Origin of the sequence: Bartonella melophagi K-2C, from assembly GCF_000278255.1 — a bacterium.
Classification (GTDB): domain Bacteria; phylum Pseudomonadota; class Alphaproteobacteria; order Rhizobiales; family Rhizobiaceae; genus Bartonella; species Bartonella melophagi.
Genome location: NZ_JH725084.1, coordinates 118,759 through 135,930 on the forward strand (window position 1 = coordinate 118,759; position 17,172 = coordinate 135,930).

The 17,172-nt window shown below is 36.6% G+C and carries 18 protein-coding genes; 15 read left to right on the plus strand and 3 right to left on the minus strand.

Annotation, left to right across the window (positions count from 1 at the left end):
* The 15 genes from ME3_RS05640 to ME3_RS05710 all read left to right on the plus strand — a co-directional run.
* On the plus strand, nucleotides 1-343 hold a 343-nt coding region (locus ME3_RS05640), incomplete at its 5' end, for a YadA-like family protein (protein WP_007477887.1).
* Nucleotides 343-915, plus strand: coding sequence for an invasion associated locus B family protein (locus ME3_RS05645; RefSeq protein ID WP_007477888.1), 573 nt, complete (start codon nucleotides 343-345; stop codon nucleotides 913-915). The genes ME3_RS05640 and ME3_RS05645, both read left to right, overlap by 1 nt.
* Before the next feature lie 997 nt (nucleotides 916-1,912).
* Nucleotides 1,913-2,629 carry an RlmE family RNA methyltransferase gene (locus ME3_RS05650; protein WP_007477889.1) on the plus strand — a complete coding sequence of 239 codons (717 nt, stop codon included), beginning with the start codon at nucleotides 1,913-1,915 and terminating at the stop codon, nucleotides 2,627-2,629.
* Between the two features lie 182 nt (nucleotides 2,630-2,811).
* On the plus strand, nucleotides 2,812-3,834 hold the full coding sequence (obgE, locus tag ME3_RS05655) for a GTPase ObgE (protein ID WP_007477890.1): 1,023 nt from the start codon (nucleotides 2,812-2,814) through the stop codon (nucleotides 3,832-3,834).
* Nucleotides 3,835-3,839: 5 nt separating this feature from the next.
* On the plus strand, nucleotides 3,840-4,985 hold the full coding sequence (gene proB, locus ME3_RS05660) for a glutamate 5-kinase (protein WP_007477891.1): 1,146 nt from the start codon (nucleotides 3,840-3,842) through the stop codon (nucleotides 4,983-4,985).
* Between the two features lie 39 nt (nucleotides 4,986-5,024).
* Nucleotides 5,025-6,281: a glutamate-5-semialdehyde dehydrogenase gene (locus tag ME3_RS05665; RefSeq protein ID WP_007477892.1), complete on the plus strand. Its 1,257-nt coding sequence runs from the start codon at nucleotides 5,025-5,027 to the stop codon at nucleotides 6,279-6,281.
* 23 nt (nucleotides 6,282-6,304) lie between these two features.
* Complete coding sequence (locus ME3_RS05670; RefSeq protein WP_007477893.1) at nucleotides 6,305-6,898, plus strand: nicotinate-nucleotide adenylyltransferase; 594 nt, start codon at nucleotides 6,305-6,307, stop codon at nucleotides 6,896-6,898.
* A gap of 58 nt (nucleotides 6,899-6,956) precedes the next feature.
* Entirely contained in the window at nucleotides 6,957-7,400 is a 444-nt protein-coding gene (rsfS, locus tag ME3_RS05675; RefSeq protein ID WP_007477895.1) for a ribosome silencing factor, read from the plus strand.
* Nucleotide 7,401: 1 nt separating this feature from the next.
* Nucleotides 7,402-7,884 carry a 23S rRNA (pseudouridine(1915)-N(3))-methyltransferase RlmH gene (rlmH, locus tag ME3_RS05680; protein WP_007477897.1) on the plus strand — a complete coding sequence of 161 codons (483 nt, stop codon included), beginning with the start codon at nucleotides 7,402-7,404 and terminating at the stop codon, nucleotides 7,882-7,884.
* 177 nt (nucleotides 7,885-8,061) lie between these two features.
* Complete coding sequence (locus ME3_RS05685) at nucleotides 8,062-9,264, plus strand: murein hydrolase activator EnvC family protein (protein ID WP_245256347.1); 1,203 nt, start codon at nucleotides 8,062-8,064, stop codon at nucleotides 9,262-9,264.
* On the plus strand, nucleotides 9,254-10,564 hold the full coding sequence (locus tag ME3_RS05690) for a S41 family peptidase (RefSeq protein ID WP_007477900.1): 1,311 nt from the start codon (nucleotides 9,254-9,256) through the stop codon (nucleotides 10,562-10,564). Before ME3_RS05685 ends, ME3_RS05690 begins: the two co-directional genes overlap by 11 nt.
* A gap of 58 nt (nucleotides 10,565-10,622) precedes the next feature.
* Complete coding sequence (locus ME3_RS05695) at nucleotides 10,623-11,135, plus strand: RNA pyrophosphohydrolase (protein WP_007477902.1); 513 nt, start codon at nucleotides 10,623-10,625, stop codon at nucleotides 11,133-11,135.
* A 116-nt stretch (nucleotides 11,136-11,251) separates the two neighbouring features.
* Nucleotides 11,252-11,809: an invasion associated locus B family protein gene (locus tag ME3_RS05700; protein ID WP_007477904.1), complete on the plus strand. Its 558-nt coding sequence runs from the start codon at nucleotides 11,252-11,254 to the stop codon at nucleotides 11,807-11,809.
* A gap of 340 nt (nucleotides 11,810-12,149) precedes the next feature.
* On the plus strand, nucleotides 12,150-12,443 hold the full coding sequence (locus ME3_RS05705; protein ID WP_007477906.1) for a YggT family protein: 294 nt from the start codon (nucleotides 12,150-12,152) through the stop codon (nucleotides 12,441-12,443).
* Between the two features lie 30 nt (nucleotides 12,444-12,473).
* Nucleotides 12,474-12,800 carry a DUF167 domain-containing protein gene (locus tag ME3_RS05710; RefSeq protein WP_007477907.1) on the plus strand — a complete coding sequence of 109 codons (327 nt, stop codon included), beginning with the start codon at nucleotides 12,474-12,476 and terminating at the stop codon, nucleotides 12,798-12,800.
* Nucleotides 12,801-12,855: 55 nt separating this feature from the next.
* Here the strand turns inward: ME3_RS05710 and ppa are convergent, their stop codons facing one another.
* The 3 genes from ppa to mgtE all read right to left on the minus strand — a co-directional run bounded on the left by ppa (nucleotide 12,856) and on the right by mgtE (nucleotide 16,940).
* Entirely contained in the window at nucleotides 12,856-13,386 is a 531-nt protein-coding gene (gene ppa, locus ME3_RS05715) for an inorganic diphosphatase (protein ID WP_007477908.1), read from the minus strand.
* 64 nt (nucleotides 13,387-13,450) lie between these two features.
* Complete coding sequence (typA, locus tag ME3_RS05720) at nucleotides 13,451-15,277, minus strand: translational GTPase TypA (RefSeq protein WP_007477909.1); 1,827 nt, start codon at nucleotides 15,275-15,277, stop codon at nucleotides 13,451-13,453.
* 286 nt (nucleotides 15,278-15,563) lie between these two features.
* Entirely contained in the window at nucleotides 15,564-16,940 is a 1,377-nt protein-coding gene (gene mgtE / locus ME3_RS05725) for a magnesium transporter (RefSeq protein WP_039952685.1), read from the minus strand.
* Nucleotides 16,941-17,172 lie beyond the last annotated feature (232 nt).

Genomic DNA, 17,172 nt, shown 5'->3' on the forward strand with positions numbered 1-17,172 from the left:
AGAAAATATAAAAAATAAAGAAAATATACTTACTGATATCATAACACAAACCAATGCTTATACTGATATGAAATTTAACGCTTTAAGCTCTGAGATTGAAAAAGCCCAAAAAGAAGCAAGACAAGCGGCAGCTATTAGTTTAGCCGTATCTAACTTGCGCTACAGTAATACAGCTGGCAAATTCAGTATTGCATTTGGTAGTGGTGTATGGCGTGGTCAATCTGCACTTGCTTTTGGAACTGGTTATATGTCTGAAGATGGAAAGGTACGTTCCAACTTCTCCGTTACCACTTCTGGAGGTCACTGGGGTGTGGGAGCAGGATTAAGCTTAGCATTAAAATAATGATGAAAAATTGGACAATTATTGCAGGTTTTTTGTTTGTTCTTGTTTTTTTAGGAAAGGCTGTAAGCTTTGCTGAGGAGCAAGATAGTGTTTACACAGTGCATCCACCGCAATTGTCAGTGCCCGGTGGGAAGCCTGGTGAAACACGCCGGATTATTATGCAATTTGATTATTGGACATTAATTTGCGATGAAAATAAAACAATAAAACAAGGCGTCTGTAATGTAACTCAGACAATTTATGATGATAAAGAAGGTAACAAGGTTTTTAGCTGGTCTCTTGTTTCTACGAAAAATGGTCAACCAGTTATGCTGTTACGAACATTGCCAAATGCTAATATAAATGCTCCTATTCAAGTATTTATGGAAGATGTTAAAAAGCCGCTTCTGATTAGTTATAAGCAGTGCACTCAAGAAATCTGCCTAGCGCAATATCCTGTAGGGCCTGTTTTAATGAAACAGATAGGTAAGGGTAGCAATGTGCGCATTTCTTATCAGCTTAAAGAGGGAAAAGCGCTTTCCTTTGTGGCGCCATTTAAGGGTCTGAGTGAAGCGCTTGTCTCTTTGCAATAAATAACAATCAAAAAATATGATTTATTGGCAGAATCATAATATATCAATTATTGAATTTCATTTTATACAAAATTATTAGTAATTGAGTTTTTATAATGTAGTGCACCATAGAGACGATTTTTTTCGAATAATGTATTATTTTTTGAGAATGAAATCGCATAAACTTTTTTATATTTTTTAATTATTGCAAAACATTTTAAGCAATTATTGTACGATAAAAGCTTACTATTCTACTGAATATAGCCAATTATTCAATAATTTTTAGTAGGATTGTAACTTTAAATTAGAGATTGTGAATCAAGCAACAGAAGTGTGTTGTACTTTTTGAGACTTGGCACATTAATTAGTTAAGTTAAATATTCGCACGATCGTATTTTTTATGTTGAAAGCAGATCGTCAAGAATTGTATGCCTTGATATTTTTCAAAAATGCTTTTTGCATTTGGCCAGGCGGATTACAATTTGAACATTTCTTTTTATTGGTGTTATTTATATTTTCCAGGTATTTGAAAGTGGGGATGTAAGTTTGAGTAATTGTTAAAATCGTTAAAATGAAAAGATTTAGCCCATAATCTGAGGTTTTATATTTTAGAGCTTCTGGAGTGCTTACTGCTTTAAGGAGGAATATAGCTTAATTTAGTGCTTACAATCGAAATACATGATTTAGCATAGGTATAACTATAAGAGATTAGTTTTAGATATTTGGGAATAATATAGGAATTATTTTGTAATAAAGCGCTTATTGTCATGAGAGACCAGAAAACAAGAAATTAATTCTTGCAATGGTCTAGAAAGAGCAAGTTTAATTTTAGGTTTCTGTGTAACTTTAAACTTTATTTGAAAAGTTTAACCATTGCTAATGGTTGAGAGTTTCTAACTGTGGGGTAAGAGAGAAGGTACTTTGGTGGCATTGCTGATACACTGTGGTGTATAGGTAGTCATAAGAAAAGAGATTTTAAGCGTTAGTAATTATCAGAATATAGAGATAATAAACGACCATGAAAAAAACTATAAAAACATCGACAGGTGGACGTGGTGGTGCAGGGTCACATGAATTATATCAGCGAGTCAAAAAGAAAGCAGGGACCATTAAAGCCTCGTCACGGCGATGGTTAGAAAGGCATTTGAATGATCCTTATGTTCATCAGTCGAAAGTGGATGGTTATCGTTCACGTGCTGCTTATAAATTAGTTGAAATTAATGAACGCTATAAGATACTCAAAAAAGGTCAAAAAATTATTGATTTAGGAGCAGCTCCTGGGGGGTGGTGCCAGGTGGCGGCACGTATAGTTGGGTCAAATGATCAACGCCCTAGCGTAGTTGGAATTGATTATTTACGCGTAGATCCGCTACCTGGAGTTGTAATGTTAGAAATGGATTTTTTTCATGAAAATGCACCACAACAATTGATAAGTGTTTTAGGGGCAAAACCAGATGTAGTTCTTTCTGATATGGCAGCGCCGATGACAGGCCATCGTCAGACAGATCATTTGAGGACAATTTATTTATGTGAATCTGCTGCTGATTTTGCTATTTCAGTTCTCAAACCTGGTGGGCATTTTTTAGCAAAGACTTTTCAAGGAGGGGCAGAAAACACTCTTCTTACGAAATTGAAACAGAATTTTAAAACAGTTCATCATGTTAAACCACCTGCAAGTCGAGCAGAATCAATTGAGCTATATCTTGTAGCTCTTAAATTGAAGGAGAAGACCTAAACACAATAATAATTCTTTTTGTTAAAGGAGTTGGAAATTATTTTACTGATTTGAATATAAAAAATATTTCCAAATAGCTTTGAATAATATTATGTGTGGTTTTCTTTTTATGGATGGAAAACTGGTAAAGTTAATCCATTTTCTATAAAAATAAATGTAATTAATCTTCTGTGAGCACTACCATGAAATTTCTTGATCAGGCTAAAGTTTATGTTCGTTCTGGTAATGGTGGAGCAGGAGCGGTATCGTTTCGTCGTGAAAAATATATAGAATTTGGAGGTCCCGATGGAGGTAATGGGGGACGTGGGGGTGATGTTTGGGTTATTGTTGTTGATGGGCTCAACACATTGATTGATTATCGCTACCAACAGCATTTTAGAGCAAAAGCGGGTGGGCATGGTAAAGGGCGTAATATGACGGGCGAAAAAGGTGAAGATGTTGTCCTTAAAGTACCGGTTGGGACACAAATTTTTGCAGAAGATAATAAGACGCTGATTTGTGATTTAAAAGAAATTGGCCAACGGTACTGTCTTGCAAAAGGAGGCAATGGTGGTTTTGGTAATCTTCATTTTACTACATCTACAAATAGGGCACCCCGCCATGCAAATCCTGGTTTGAATGGCGAAGAGCATACATTGTGGCTGCGTTTGAAACTGATTGCTGATGGGGGGGTGATTGGTTTACCAAATGCTGGAAAATCGACCTTTTTATCGTCGGTAACGGCTGCAAAACCAAAAATTGCGGGCTATCCTTTTACTACGCTGTATCCTCATTTAGGTGTTGTGCGTATTGATGACAGTGAGTTTGTTTTGGCTGATATTCCTGGCTTAATTGAAGGGGCGCATGAAGGTGTGGGAATTGGTGACCGTTTTTTAGGGCATGTAGAACGGTGTCGTGTTTTAATTCATTTGATTTCTGTTCAAGAAAAAGATGTGGTCAAGGCGTACCAAATTATTCGTACTGAACTTGAGGTGTATGGGAATAGTTTAAGCGATAAGAATGAAATTGTCGCTTTAAGCCAGATAGATACTCTTTCTATTGAGGAGTGTAAAGCTAAACAAGAGGTATTGCAAAAGGCGATTGGTAAATCTGTTATGATGTTTTCTGCGGTTAGTCATGAAGGTTTAAACAATGTGTTACGCGTTGTCACTCACATGATTGAAATGGAGCGTAAAGGCAATATTAGTAAAGGTGAGCAGGATTAAAAAAGATGGCGGTTGGATTGCAAAAACTTGAGCAATATAAACGCATTGTAATTAAAGTTGGTTCTGCACTTTTAGTTGACCCTCAAATAGGTTTACGCGTTGAATGGCTTCAAAGTTTGATAAGTGATATTGTTGTATTACACCAAAAAGGAGTTGAAATTTTATTGGTGTCTTCTGGTGCTGTTGCTTTAGGGCGAACATTATTACATCTTCCTAACAGTATTTTAAAATTAGAAGAAAGTCAGGCATGTGCTGCTTTGGGGCAAATTGAACTTGCCAAGGCTTATACTGATATTCTTGCTCAACATGGTTTGAGAACAGGCCAAATTTTGCTAACATTATTCGATACAGAAGAACGTCGGCGTTATCTCAATGCACGTGCTACGATTAATACGCTTTTACGCTTTAGAGCAATACCTGTTATTAATGAGAACGATACCATAGCAACAAGCGAAATTCGTTATGGTGATAATGATCGTTTAGCAGCACGTGTCGCAACTATGATGGGTTGTGATCTTTTAATACTTTTATCAGATATTGACGGCCTTTATACACAATCACCTCATCTCAATCCAAACGCTGAATTTATTCCTTTTATCGCATCTATTACAAGTGATATTGAGAAAATGGCAGGTGGTTCTGATTCACTTCTTTCTCGGGGTGGAATGAAAACAAAACTTGATGCTGGGAAAATAGCTAATTCGTCAGGAACGGCTATGGTCATTACTTCGGGAAAGCGTATGAGTCCTCTTTCCACGCTTGATCAAGGAGAACGTAGCAGTTTTTTTGCTCCAAGTAAAAAGCCAGTCAATGCGTGGAAAACGTGGATTTCCGGTAATTTAGATCCATCTGGTATTTTAACTGTTGATCAAGGGGCTGTGAAAGCTCTTAGATCTGGAAAGTCATTATTGGCTGCGGGGGTTGTAGCAGTTAAGGGAGTGTTTTCCCGTGGAGACACAGTCGCAATTGTTGATGAAAGTGGAGTTGAGATTGCCCGCGGTCTTGTAAATTATGACAAAGATGAAGCAGCAAGCATTATAGGACGTAAAAATGAAGAAATAGAACACATTCTCGGGTATGAGTCACGCTCTGCTATGGTGCATCGCAATGATATGATTGTACGTAATTTGGTTAGTTTTCTTAAAAGCTAGTTTTAATGTATTGATTGCTTTTGATAAATGGATAATTGCATGACTTTAAAAGAAGAGATGAAAGCCATAGGGCAAAAGGCGCGTAATGCTGCTTCAAAGCTTGCAATTCTTTCTGCTGAACAAAAGAAAAATGCATTGGAAATGATAGCTCTGAGTTTAGAAGCTCAGTCAAGTGAGATTTTACGTGCTAATAGTCAAGATTTAGCAAATGCAGCTCAAAATAATTTAAAGCCAGCAATGATTGATCGGCTAAAGTTAGATGAATTACGTTTGCGCACAATAATAGACAGTGTCAGACAGATTGCACATTTTCCTGATCCTATCGGACAAGTGATAAGCGAATGGACACGCCCCAATGGGTTACATATACGCCGTGTACGAACACCGCTTGGTGTGATTGGTATTATTTATGAAAGTCGACCAAATGTTACAATTGATGCAAGTGCTCTGTGCTTAAAATCTGGAAATGCTGCAATTTTGCGTGGTGGTTCAGATAGTTTTCATTCTGCATATGCTCTCTATTTAGCGTTAGTAAAAGGGCTAGAGAAAGCTGGTTTACCTAAAGACGTTATTCAAATGGTTAAAACCACAGATCGTGCTGCTGTCGGAGAAATGCTCAAGGGATTGGATGGCGCGATTGATGTGATTATACCTCGTGGTGGAAAAAATCTTATCGCACGTATTCAATCTGATGCGCGTGTTCCTGTTTTTGCACATTTGGAGGGTCTTTGTCATATTTATATTGATAAATCAGCAAATTTAGACATGGCACGTGATATTGTGTTAAATGCAAAATTGCGACGTACAGGTGTGTGTGGAGCTGTTGAAACAGTTTTAATTGACCACCAGGCATTAAACAAATTTCTTCCTGTTCTTACTGCTTTACATGAAAAAGGGTGTGAAATTCGTGCGACAGAAGATATTGTTTCAATGATGCCAGAAGCCAAACTAGCACATGAGGAAGATTGGTCTTATGAATATCTTGATGCAATTCTTTCTGTCAAAACAGTTGATAGTGTAGAAGGAGCCATTGCGCATATTAAACATTATTCATCAGGACATACTGAGTCGATTATTGCTGAGGATATGAAAGCGGTGGAAATATTTTTTAAGCATTTAGATTCAGCTATTTTACTTCATAACGCATCAACACAATTTGCAGATGGAGGTGAATTCGGTTTTGGAGCAGAAATTGGAATCGCAACAGGAAAAATACATGCACGTGGACCAATTGGTGTTGAACAATTGACGTCATTTCAATATCAAATTACAGGAAATGGACAGGTTAGACCTTGAATCAATTCCGATGGGAAAATTGTATGCCACATATCGAAAGGTCGAATGTTGTTGGCCTGTTTGGTGGTTCATTCAACCCACCACATGCTGGGCATATTCTTGTTGCGAAAACTGCAATTCGGCGTTTACGTCTTGATCAGTTATGGTGGATGGTAACTCCAGGAAATCCTTTAAAAGATTGTACACAATTACCATCTGTACACGAAAGAATGCGACTAAGTTTTGAGCTTATTGATCATCCAAAGATTCGTGTTACTGGTTTTGAGAAGGAGATAGGCAGCACGATATCGGTGGAAACGATTACTCATATTCTTGCACATTATAGAGGGATACGTTTTGTATGGGTTATCGGTGCAGATACTTTAGCAACATTTCATCATTGGCATCGGTGGCGTGATATTATATCTATGCTTCCTATTGCGATTGTTGATCGCCCTTCGGTACGTACACCAGCGCTTTCTTCTCCTGTGGCACGAACTTACCGTTATTTTCGTTTGGATGAAAGAAAAAGTGCACTTTTACCTTTTATGTCGCCACCAGTCTGGACTTATTTGCATGGACCTTTATCTTTTCAGAGTTCAACACAACTTCGTTTAAAAGAAAATAATTTTTCTTGAACATTTTATAAGATTCTGCAAATCTCTGTAGGAAAGTTCCTTTTTTTCTATATTTCGAATGATAAGAAAGGGTATCAACCTGGAAAACAACTCACAAAAGCACCATCATTTCGCGGAAGTACCGGGAAAAGAAAAACTTTTTTTAGTATCTGATGGTCTTAAAATTATTCTTAATAGTTTAGAAAATGCAAAAGCAGAAGATATTGTTTCTATTGATATTCAGGGCAAATCATCTTTAGCTGATTATATAGTTATTGCTTCGGCGCGTTCGCAACGTCATGTGTCAGCTATTGCTGATCATTTGTTATCGACTTGGAAAGATAGTGGATACGGCAAGGCAAAAGTAGAAGGGCTTTCTACGGGTGATTGGGTATTAATTGATACGGGAGACATTATAGTTCATCTTTTTCGTCCAGAAATTCGTGCTTTTTATAATTTAGAAAAAATATGGCTTGCTCCAAATTTGGACGATATAAAGACGATTGTCTTTGGAGACGATTGATATGCAAATTTCTATTTTTGCTGTTGGACGCATGAAAAAAGGAGCTGAGCAGACACTAACTCATCGTTATTTGAATCGTTTTTCGAAAAGTGCTGGAGTTGTTGGATTTCATTTAAAAAAAATGCAAGAAATATCGGAAAGTCGTGCTCAAACAGCGTGCCAGCGCATGGAAGAGGAAGGTGCAAAACTTTTTGAGGCTTTACCCGAAAAGTGCCGATTAATTGTATTGGATGAGCGTGGAAAATTAATTTCATCATTTGCTTTTGCTGAAAAGTTGGCGTTTTATCGCGATGAGGGTGTTCGTGATTTAATAATCGCCTTAGGAGGGCCTGATGGACATAGTGAGCGCGTTAGAAATCGCGCTGATTTTCTTTTATCTTTTGGTTTTATGACATGGCCACATCAAATTGCACGTATATTACTTACAGAACAGCTTTATCGGGCTGTAACAATTATGAGTCATCATCCATATCATCGTTTCTAGCTTTTTATGTGATTTTTAGCATCTATTATTCCAATTTATTATTAATATTGTTTTAGTTGACACCGTTTAAAGCATTTTATTTGATATGATTGTGCTTAACAATTAGGTAGATGAAGCAGATTCTTCATGAAAAAATGCAATATTTTATATAAGCCATATATGATATTTATGGTACTGGTGTTGAGTATAGGGTCTTACTCATCTGTATCGTGTGCTGAAGATAATGATAGTCGTGAAGCAGCGCATAAAATGTTGATAGAAATTCGCCAAAATATTTCTGTATCACGTGAGCGTATTGCTTTTCTTGATCGTCGAGTTACTCGTTTAAAGAAAGATCAACGGACTTTGACTGATGAATTAATAAAAGTAGCTAAAACAGAATATGATATAGAGCGTAATATTATTGAAAAAAAAGAAAAGCTTGAGGAACTTATAAAACAGCAGGCACAAATACACAAAAATTTAAAAAACAATCGTACTGAATTTGCAGAGGTATTAGCTATTTTGGAACGAATAGGGTTAAATCCACCTCCTGCTATTATAGTGCGGCCTGAGGATGTACTAGCTTCTATACGTAGTTCTGTGCTATTGGGATCTGTCATTCCTAAGATGCAGGAGAAAACACTGGTTTTATCCGCTAATCTCAAAAAATTGACTGATTTGAGCTACTCCATTACTGCAGAATGTACGGCTTTGAGAGATGAAATGCAAAATCAAGCTGAACAGCGAAAACATTTAGAGCTTTTATTAAATGAAAAAGCAAAATTACAAAAAAAATCGGAAAAAGAACTTATAGAACAACGACAAAAAAATAGTGTTCTTTCTAAGAAAGCACAGTCTTTGGAAGAATTAATTTCACAACTTGAGCATGAATCACAGTTTAGTGCGGATTCATCAACACAAATGCAGAAAAATATTCGATTGTTAGAAAAGTTTAATTTTGAGCGTCAAAAAGGCTCTTTGCTTTTACCTGTATCGGGGAAAAAAATTCAGCGATTTAATAGCGGTTCTCATACTACGCGCTTTGGTGAAATAATTGAAACAGAACCAGCAGCTTTAGTAACAACCCCTACAAATGCTCTTGTTGTTTTTGCTGGGACATTCCGTTCTTATGGGCAGATAATTATTCTCAATGTTGGAAGCGGTTATCATATCATTCTTGCTGGGATGGAAAAAATAAATGTAACTCAAGGACAGTTTGTTTTTGCGGGTGAGCCTCTTGGGGTGATGAGTACACAATTTGTTGCAAGCACAGTTACATTAGATATAGGTAAAAATGCTCTAATGCTTTACATTGAATTTAGAAAAGATGGAAAACCTGTGAATCCAACTCCTTGGTGGCGGACTGAAAAATTGAAAAGGGACCAAAATGATTCGTAAAGTTGTTTTTTTAGTTGTTGGGGTGTTGCTCAGTGCCAGCTCGATGATTGTGGTACAATCTGTTTCTGCAAATAATGAAAATAATACTTATAAACAACTAGCTATATTTGGTGATATTTTTGAACGAGTGCGCGCCCAATATGTGACAGTTCCGGATGATAAAAAGCTTGTTGAAAATGCTATCAATGGTATGCTTTCATCGCTTGATCCACATTCTTCTTACATGGATGCTGAGAAAGCCAAAGACATGAGGGATTCCACTAAGGGGGAATTTGGCGGCCTTGGTATTGAGGTGACTATGGAGAAAAACTTAATAAAAGTTGTGTCTCCGATAGATGATACACCTGCTTCAAAAGCAGGTATTTTAGCAGGGGATATTATTTCAAAAATTGATGGCAAAGAAACGAACGGTCAAACATTAAGTGAAGCTGTCAATAAAATGCGGGGTGCCGTTGGAACACCAATTACGCTGACAATTATTCGCTCTGGTGTTGATGAACCGTTAGAAATTAAGATTATTCGTGATATTATAAAGGTGAAAGCAGTAAAATATCGTATTGAAAATGATATTGGTTATTTAAGACTCATTCAGTTTAGTGAGCAAACTTTTGTTAATCTTAAAGCTGCAATTAAAGATATTCAGTCTAAAATTCCTCAAGATAATTTAAAAGGATATGTTCTTGATTTACGGCTTAATCCTGGTGGTTTATTAGATCAGGCTGTAAATGTTTCAGATGCTTTTCTCAATAAAGGTGAGATTGTATCGACACGTGGTCGTAAAAAAAGTGACGTGATGAGATTTGACGCTAAACAAGGTGATATAATTAATGGGAAACCTCTTATTGTTCTCATTAATGGTGGTTCAGCTAGTGCCTCTGAAATTGTTGCAGGTGCTTTACAAGATCATCGTCGCGCTACAATTTTAGGAACACAATCTTTTGGAAAAGGATCTGTTCAAACTATTATTCCTTTGGGTGAAAATGGTGCTTTACGCTTAACAACAGCACTGTATTACACGCCATCTGGTACATCAATTCAAGGAACCGGAATCACACCAGATATTATTGTAGAGCAGCCATTGCCTGAAAAATATAAGGGTTATAATGTAACGCTTGGTGAATCTGAATTAAAAGGGCATATTAAAGGGAAAAGGGAAAGTGATAAGGGTTCGGGTTCAGCTGCTTTTGTTCCGAAAGATCCTAAAGATGATGTTCAATTGAATCAAGCTTATAAACTTTTACGGGGTGAAATAGTAAATGCAGCATTTCCACCAGATCCTAATAAAGGTATTTTAAAGTAACAATAAATATTTATAATCCACACTTTTTATAGGTTGTACTCTTTTAAGAGGTTATTCAATGGATACAATTATAGATTTCAAGGCTCTTCCTTATCGGAAAGGCGTTGGAATGCTTGTATTTAATCATGAAGGTAAGATTTGGATAGGGCGCCGTTTGATGACCTTTGCTTATGCAAACACTGATGTATCTAAACTTTGGCAGTTACCTCAAGGGGGGATTGATGAAGGCGAAAATCCACTAGATGCTGCACGACGTGAACTTTATGAAGAAACAGGTATCCAATCGATAAAGTTAATTAAAGAAGCGCAAGATTGGTTCTATTACGATTTTCCACAAGAACTTGTTGGGCACGTATTGGGTAGTAAATATCGTGGACAAACACAAAAATGGTTTGCTTTTCAGTTTATAGGAGAAAATTCTGAAATCGCAATTAATCCTCCACCTGATGGTAATAAAGCAGAGTTTAACCAGTGGAAATGGGTTAATTTAGAAGAACTTCCATCACTTGTTATTTCTTTTAAGAAACATGTCTACATGCAAGTTGTTAGTGAGTTTCGAAATAGTTTTTAGATATTTATAAATGTATGATTACAAAAAGTTATTGTTTCGTTGAAATACTTTAGTATCATACACCACTATTAGAAGTAGTTGAAATGATTCTATTTATGTGAGGAACTGAGTATAAGATGAAAAAAATACTAAATTTCTTTGTAATTTCTGGGTTATTGAGTATTTCTCCTGTAGCATTTGCCCAGAATTCAAAGCCAATTGCTAAGCCTTCTGTAACTACGTTGCCAAATGGTGCTTCTTCGTTAACAGAGACGTATGATTTGTGGAGTGTTAACTGTGGTATACAGGAGGGAAAAAAAGTTTGTTTCATGCTCCGTCAGGAAGTTAATGACCAGAATCGTGTTGTAGTGGCTATGAATATTATGCTCGATGCTGATGATGTTGTGTCTGGAAATTTGACGGTTCCTTTTGGTATTTTAGTTTCTAAGCCCATTCGTTTACATGTAGATGATTCAAAAACTGTTATTGAAACTGGTGTTCGGACTTGTGTGCCAGCAGGTTGTGTTGTTCCGATAATTTTTGATAAAAGTTTTGTAGCAGCTTTACGCAGTGGAAAGCAGCTGAAATTATCTATGACGGTTGCTGCTCCAGGCGAACCACCTTTAAATGATTTATTTGTTCAATTGAATGGTTTTGGTGACGCACTTAATCGTTTGATCGTCTTGCAAAAATAATTTTCTTGTCAAAGAGAAAACGGCCTTTTTAGGCCGTTTTTAATTTAAAAACAGTTTTTTGTAAAAGAAAGAACTGAGCTTGTTTGATTGGTTAAATGGAAAGAAATCGGGCAGTTTTTGAGGCTCCTTTTCCATTTGATTTTATTCCTATTTAAAATTGGCTATTATCTTATCTAATATTTATTGTTTAATTTTATTATAGGTATATGTTTAACAATTAAGCTGCTTAATCATTTTTTTGTGAAAAAAGGGCTTAATTGTAAAGCCATTTTGATAGGTTTGTTGGTATGAATGCACTATATATGATCTTTTATTCTATTAGTTGGTGAAGGAATAAAGAATGATCTATGCATTGCTTCAAGTGATTGATCTCATTCTCAGTATTTATGTTGCTATTTTGATAGCTAATGTTGTCTTTTCTTGGCTTTGTGCATTTAATATCGTAAACATGCGTAATCCCTTTGTTACAATGATAGGGAATTTTCTTTATTGTGCTACAGAGCCAATTTTAGGGCGTATCCGGTATTTTTTGCCAAATCTTGGAGCAGTTGATATTTCACCTCTTATAGTATTTCTGATTATTTATTTTATTCGTATTTTTATGTGGCGAGCTTATGTAGGTTTATTTTTATAAATATGAGAATATTACACCAGATAGATAAAGATGCTGTACCGTATTAATGCCAGTGGTTTAGTTTTATTCGTGTGTTTAATTCCCAAAGCTTCAATGGATAGCATAGTAGGAGTTGAGAGTAGAGATGATAAAACACAGCATTTAGTTATACGTCTTCGTACTGTTCCTGAAGGTGGCAAGGCAAACAAAGCGTTAATTAAATTTTTAGGAAAGCAATGGAAAATACCGCCTTCTTATATTTCTCTTAAAAGTGGTATGACATCACGTTATAAACAGCTTCATTTTTCAGGATATGTAGAAGAACTTGAACAGAAACTGCAACTTATGAGCAATATATATTCACAAAAATATGGATAAAAACTGTACAAGCCTGTTTGAACAACAGGCTTTGATTTGTTAGAATTAATCTATTCTATTCCTTTGTTGCGTTTGCGATAGCTTCCTTAATCAATTTACGTGCAAAGTTTTTGTCACGCCAACCTTCAATTTTAACCCATTTTCCAGGTTCGAGATCCTTATAATGTTTAAAGAAATGTTCAATTTGTTTTAATGTGATTTTAGGAAGATCTGTATAATCATGAACATCAATATATCGCTGCGTTAATTTTGGGGTGGGGACAGCAATGATTTTTTCATCTTTACCACCATCATCTTCCATAATTAGAGCCCCAATTGGGCAAACGTTAATGACACAACCAGGCATGAGTGGACGGGTATTACAAATAAGAACGTCAAGTGGATCGCCATCTTCTGAAAGTGTATGTGGGATGAAGCCATAATTGCCGGGATAGACCATAGGTGTATAGAGGAAGCGATCAACAAATAATAATCCAGATTTTTTATCCATCTCATATTTTATTGGTTGGCTACCAACAGACACCTCGATGATAACATTAATATCTTCGGGTGGATTATTACCAATAGGGACCTCTTTAATATTCATTGTAAATATCCTTTCCGGAGTGAAATCAAACCAAATGCAATAGAATTTGGTTAAAGGAGTATGATCAGGTTGAAATTGGTGAACGTGTTTTTTCAAAGCGCTTACGTTCGTTTGGGTCTAAATAGAGTTTACGTAGACGAATATTTTTAGGGGTTACTTCAACAAGTTCATCATCTTGTATCCATGATAATGCACGTTCTAATGTCATTTTAATTGGAGGGGTCAATTTTACAGCTTCATCTTTACCAGAAGCACGCATATTAGTTAGCTTTTTTCCTTTTAGAACATTCACTTCTAAATCGTTATCGCGTGAATGGATGCCAATAATCATGCCTTGATAGACTTTAGCACCAGCATCAATCACCATAGGTCCTCGATCTTCGAGGTTAAAAAGTGCATAAGCAACAGCTTCACCATTATCATTTGAAATCATCACGCCATTAGTACGGCCGCTGATATCTCCTTTATAAGGTTCGTAAGAATGGAAGAGGCGATTCATAATTGCTGTACCACGTGTATCGGTTAAAAGTTCGGATTGGTAACCAATAAGTCCACGAGTCGGTGCATGAAAGACAAGGCGTACACGATTACCGCCAGATGGATGTAATTCAATCATGTCTCCTTTGCGCTCTGACATTTTTTGAACAACAGTTCCGGAATATTCTTCATCAACATCGATCACGACTTCTTCGATTGGTTCGAGAGTTATTCCATTTTCATCCTTTTGCATAACTACACGTGGGCGTGAAACACTGAGCTCGAATCCTTCTCTGCGCATGTTTTCGATGAGCACTGCAAGTTGTAATTCTCCTCGTCCTGAAACATAGAAAGAATCTTTATCGGTTGATTCCTCAATTTTAAGGGCTACATTGCCTTCCGCTTCTTTCAACAAACGATCACGGATAACCCGGCTTGTCACTTTATCTCCTTCAGTACCAGCAAGGGGGCTATCGTTCACCAAAAAACTCATGGTCACAGTAGGAGGATCAATGGGTTGGGCAGTGAGTGGTTCATTGATGCTGGGGTCACAGAAAGTATCAGCAACAGTGCCTTTTTGTAGACCAGCAATTGCTACAATATCACCGGCAACGCTTTCTTCAATGGGTTGTCGTTCTAACCCACGAAATGCCAAAATTTTTGAAATACGTCCAGTTTCTAAAAGCGTTCCATTTTGTCCAAGAACCTTAACGCTTTGATTGGGTTTAATAGAACCAGAATAAATTCGACCTGTGATGATTCGGCCTAAAAATGGATCTGCTTCAAGAATAGTGCCAATCATGCGAAACAATCCTTCCGCTACAGTAGGTTCAGGTACATGGCGGATCACAAGATCAAATAAGGAACTCAGTCCTTGATCTTTTGGTCCTTCAGAAGTTTCAGCCATCCATCCATCGCGACCTGATCCATAAAGAATAGGAAAATCAAGCTGTTCGTCAGTTGCATTAAGAGCTACAAAAAGGTCGAAAACTTCATTAATGACTTCATCAGCGCGTGCGTCAGATCGATCAATTTTATTGATAACAACAATAGGGCGTAATCCTACTTTTAATGCTTTCCCAACGACAAATTTAGTTTGCGGCATAGGACCTTCAGCTGCATCAACAAGCAAAATTGCTCCATCTACCATATTGAGAATACGCTCAACTTCTCCACCAAAATCAGCATGACCAGGGGTATCAACAATATTAATTCGGGTATCTTTCCAAACAACTGATGTAGCTTTTGCTAGTATTGTAATACCGCGTTCTTTTTCAATATCATTTGAATCCATCATACGCTCACTGGTGCGCTGATTATCGCGGAAATTTCCTGATTGTTTGAGAAGTTCGTCCACAAGTGTTGTTTTACCATGGTCGACATGGGCAATAATGGCAATATTACGCAATTGCATAAATTTTCTTCTTTTCATTTAATGAAATTTCATTTGAGGCAAAGTTTTTGTATTTTTAACTTTGCAGTTTGAAGCCTTTTACAGTTTTTTTTATACTTTTGGAAGAGGAGAACTGTTTTTATAGAGAAGTAGTTGAGAAGATTTCTACAATTTTAAGCGAGAATGCCCAAAAACACCTTTTTATAAGATGGGCATTTATATAGCATGTACAAAAATAAATAACGCAATTTAATTGCGTCATAAAAGAGCTTTTAGGTTATTTTAGGTATGCTTTTTTCTTCTTATTTTAAAGTAAAATTCCAGATAAAATAAGAGAAGCAACAGAAAAATAGATTACAATACCTGTGACATCTACTAAGGTTGCTACTAAGGGAGCCGAAGCACTTGCTGGATCAAATTTTAGACGTTTAAGAATAAAAGGCAGCATGGAACCAGACAAAGAACCGAATGTAACAATTCCAACCAAAGTCGCACCCACTGTTATAGCAATAAAAATCCAATGTTCACCATAGTTATAGATGCCCAGTTGTTGCCAGATAACAATGCGCATTATTCCAATGATTCCAAGTAAAAGGCCAAGAGACATTCCTGCTGGGATTTCGCGAAGGATGACTCTCCACCAGTCTTTAAGTGTAAGTTCACGCAAAGCCAATGCACGAAGAATAAGTGATGTTGCTTGTGAGCCAGAGTTTCCTCCTGAGCTCATAATAAGGGGAATGAATAGTGTAAGGGTGATAACTTTTTCAATCTCTGCTTCGAAATATTGCATAGCGCTGGCTGTTAACATTTCACCAAGAAAAAGCAGAGCTAGCCAGCCACCACGTTTTTTCATCATTCCAAAAAAATTTATCTGCATATAAGGTTTATCTAGAGCTTCCATACCCCCAAATTTATAAGCATCTTCACTCATTTCATCAACCATAGTATCAAGCACATCATCAACTGTTACAATACCAATAACATGGTTACTGTCATCAACAACTGGCACAGAGAGAAGATCATGGCGTTGGAAAAGACGAGCAATATCTTCATGGTCGGTAAAGGGTGATATTGTGATAGGTGTATCATGTGTAGAGACATTGAGAATTTGATCATCAGGTGAGGCAAGAATAAGATTTCGTAACGAAACAGCTTTGAGAAGTACACCTGTTTTGGGATCAATGACATAGCTTGTGTAAACTGTTTCACGTGTTTGTTCAACGTCACGAATGTGATCTAGAGTTTTTTTGACAGTCCAATCTGCTGGGATAGTAATAAACTCAGTTGTCATTAATGCACCAGCTGTATGGTTGGGATAACTGGTGAGTTTTTTAAGCTCGGTTCGAGTTAAGGGTTTCAATAAGGCGTAAAGCCTTGTACGGGTCTTTCTATCCATTTCTTGAAAGACGTCTGCAGCAGCATCTGCAGACATACCCTCAAGAATTTCAACAGAACGATTAGTAGGTAGAAGTTCAAGAATAGCTGCTGGTTGTTCGAGCTCTGGTTTATCAAAGAGCTCAATAGCATAATCAAGAGGTAAAAGACTAAAAACAGTCACGCGTTCCATAATATCTAGATCGTTGATTATATCAATTGAATCAGCAAAATGACGGTTTTTTAATTCTTCAGCGAGAGTTTCAGGAGAAAGGTTTTTAAAGTCGAAGGTTGTTTTTATTTCAGTCATGATAAAGCGCTTTCCAAAATTATAAGATTCAGGTATATGGATAGGATCAATCAAAGTGATAGAAAACTTAGAAACATCTCTCTGAATTGTTTTTGAGATTGTGAATATTTTAAATAAAGTCAAGGATAGATCACAGTCTATAAACAATTTCATTTTTCAAATAAATGGAGCTTGTTTGTTTTTATGTATCCTATAATAAAATAGTTTTTTGCTTTTTTGTTTTTTCTATCAA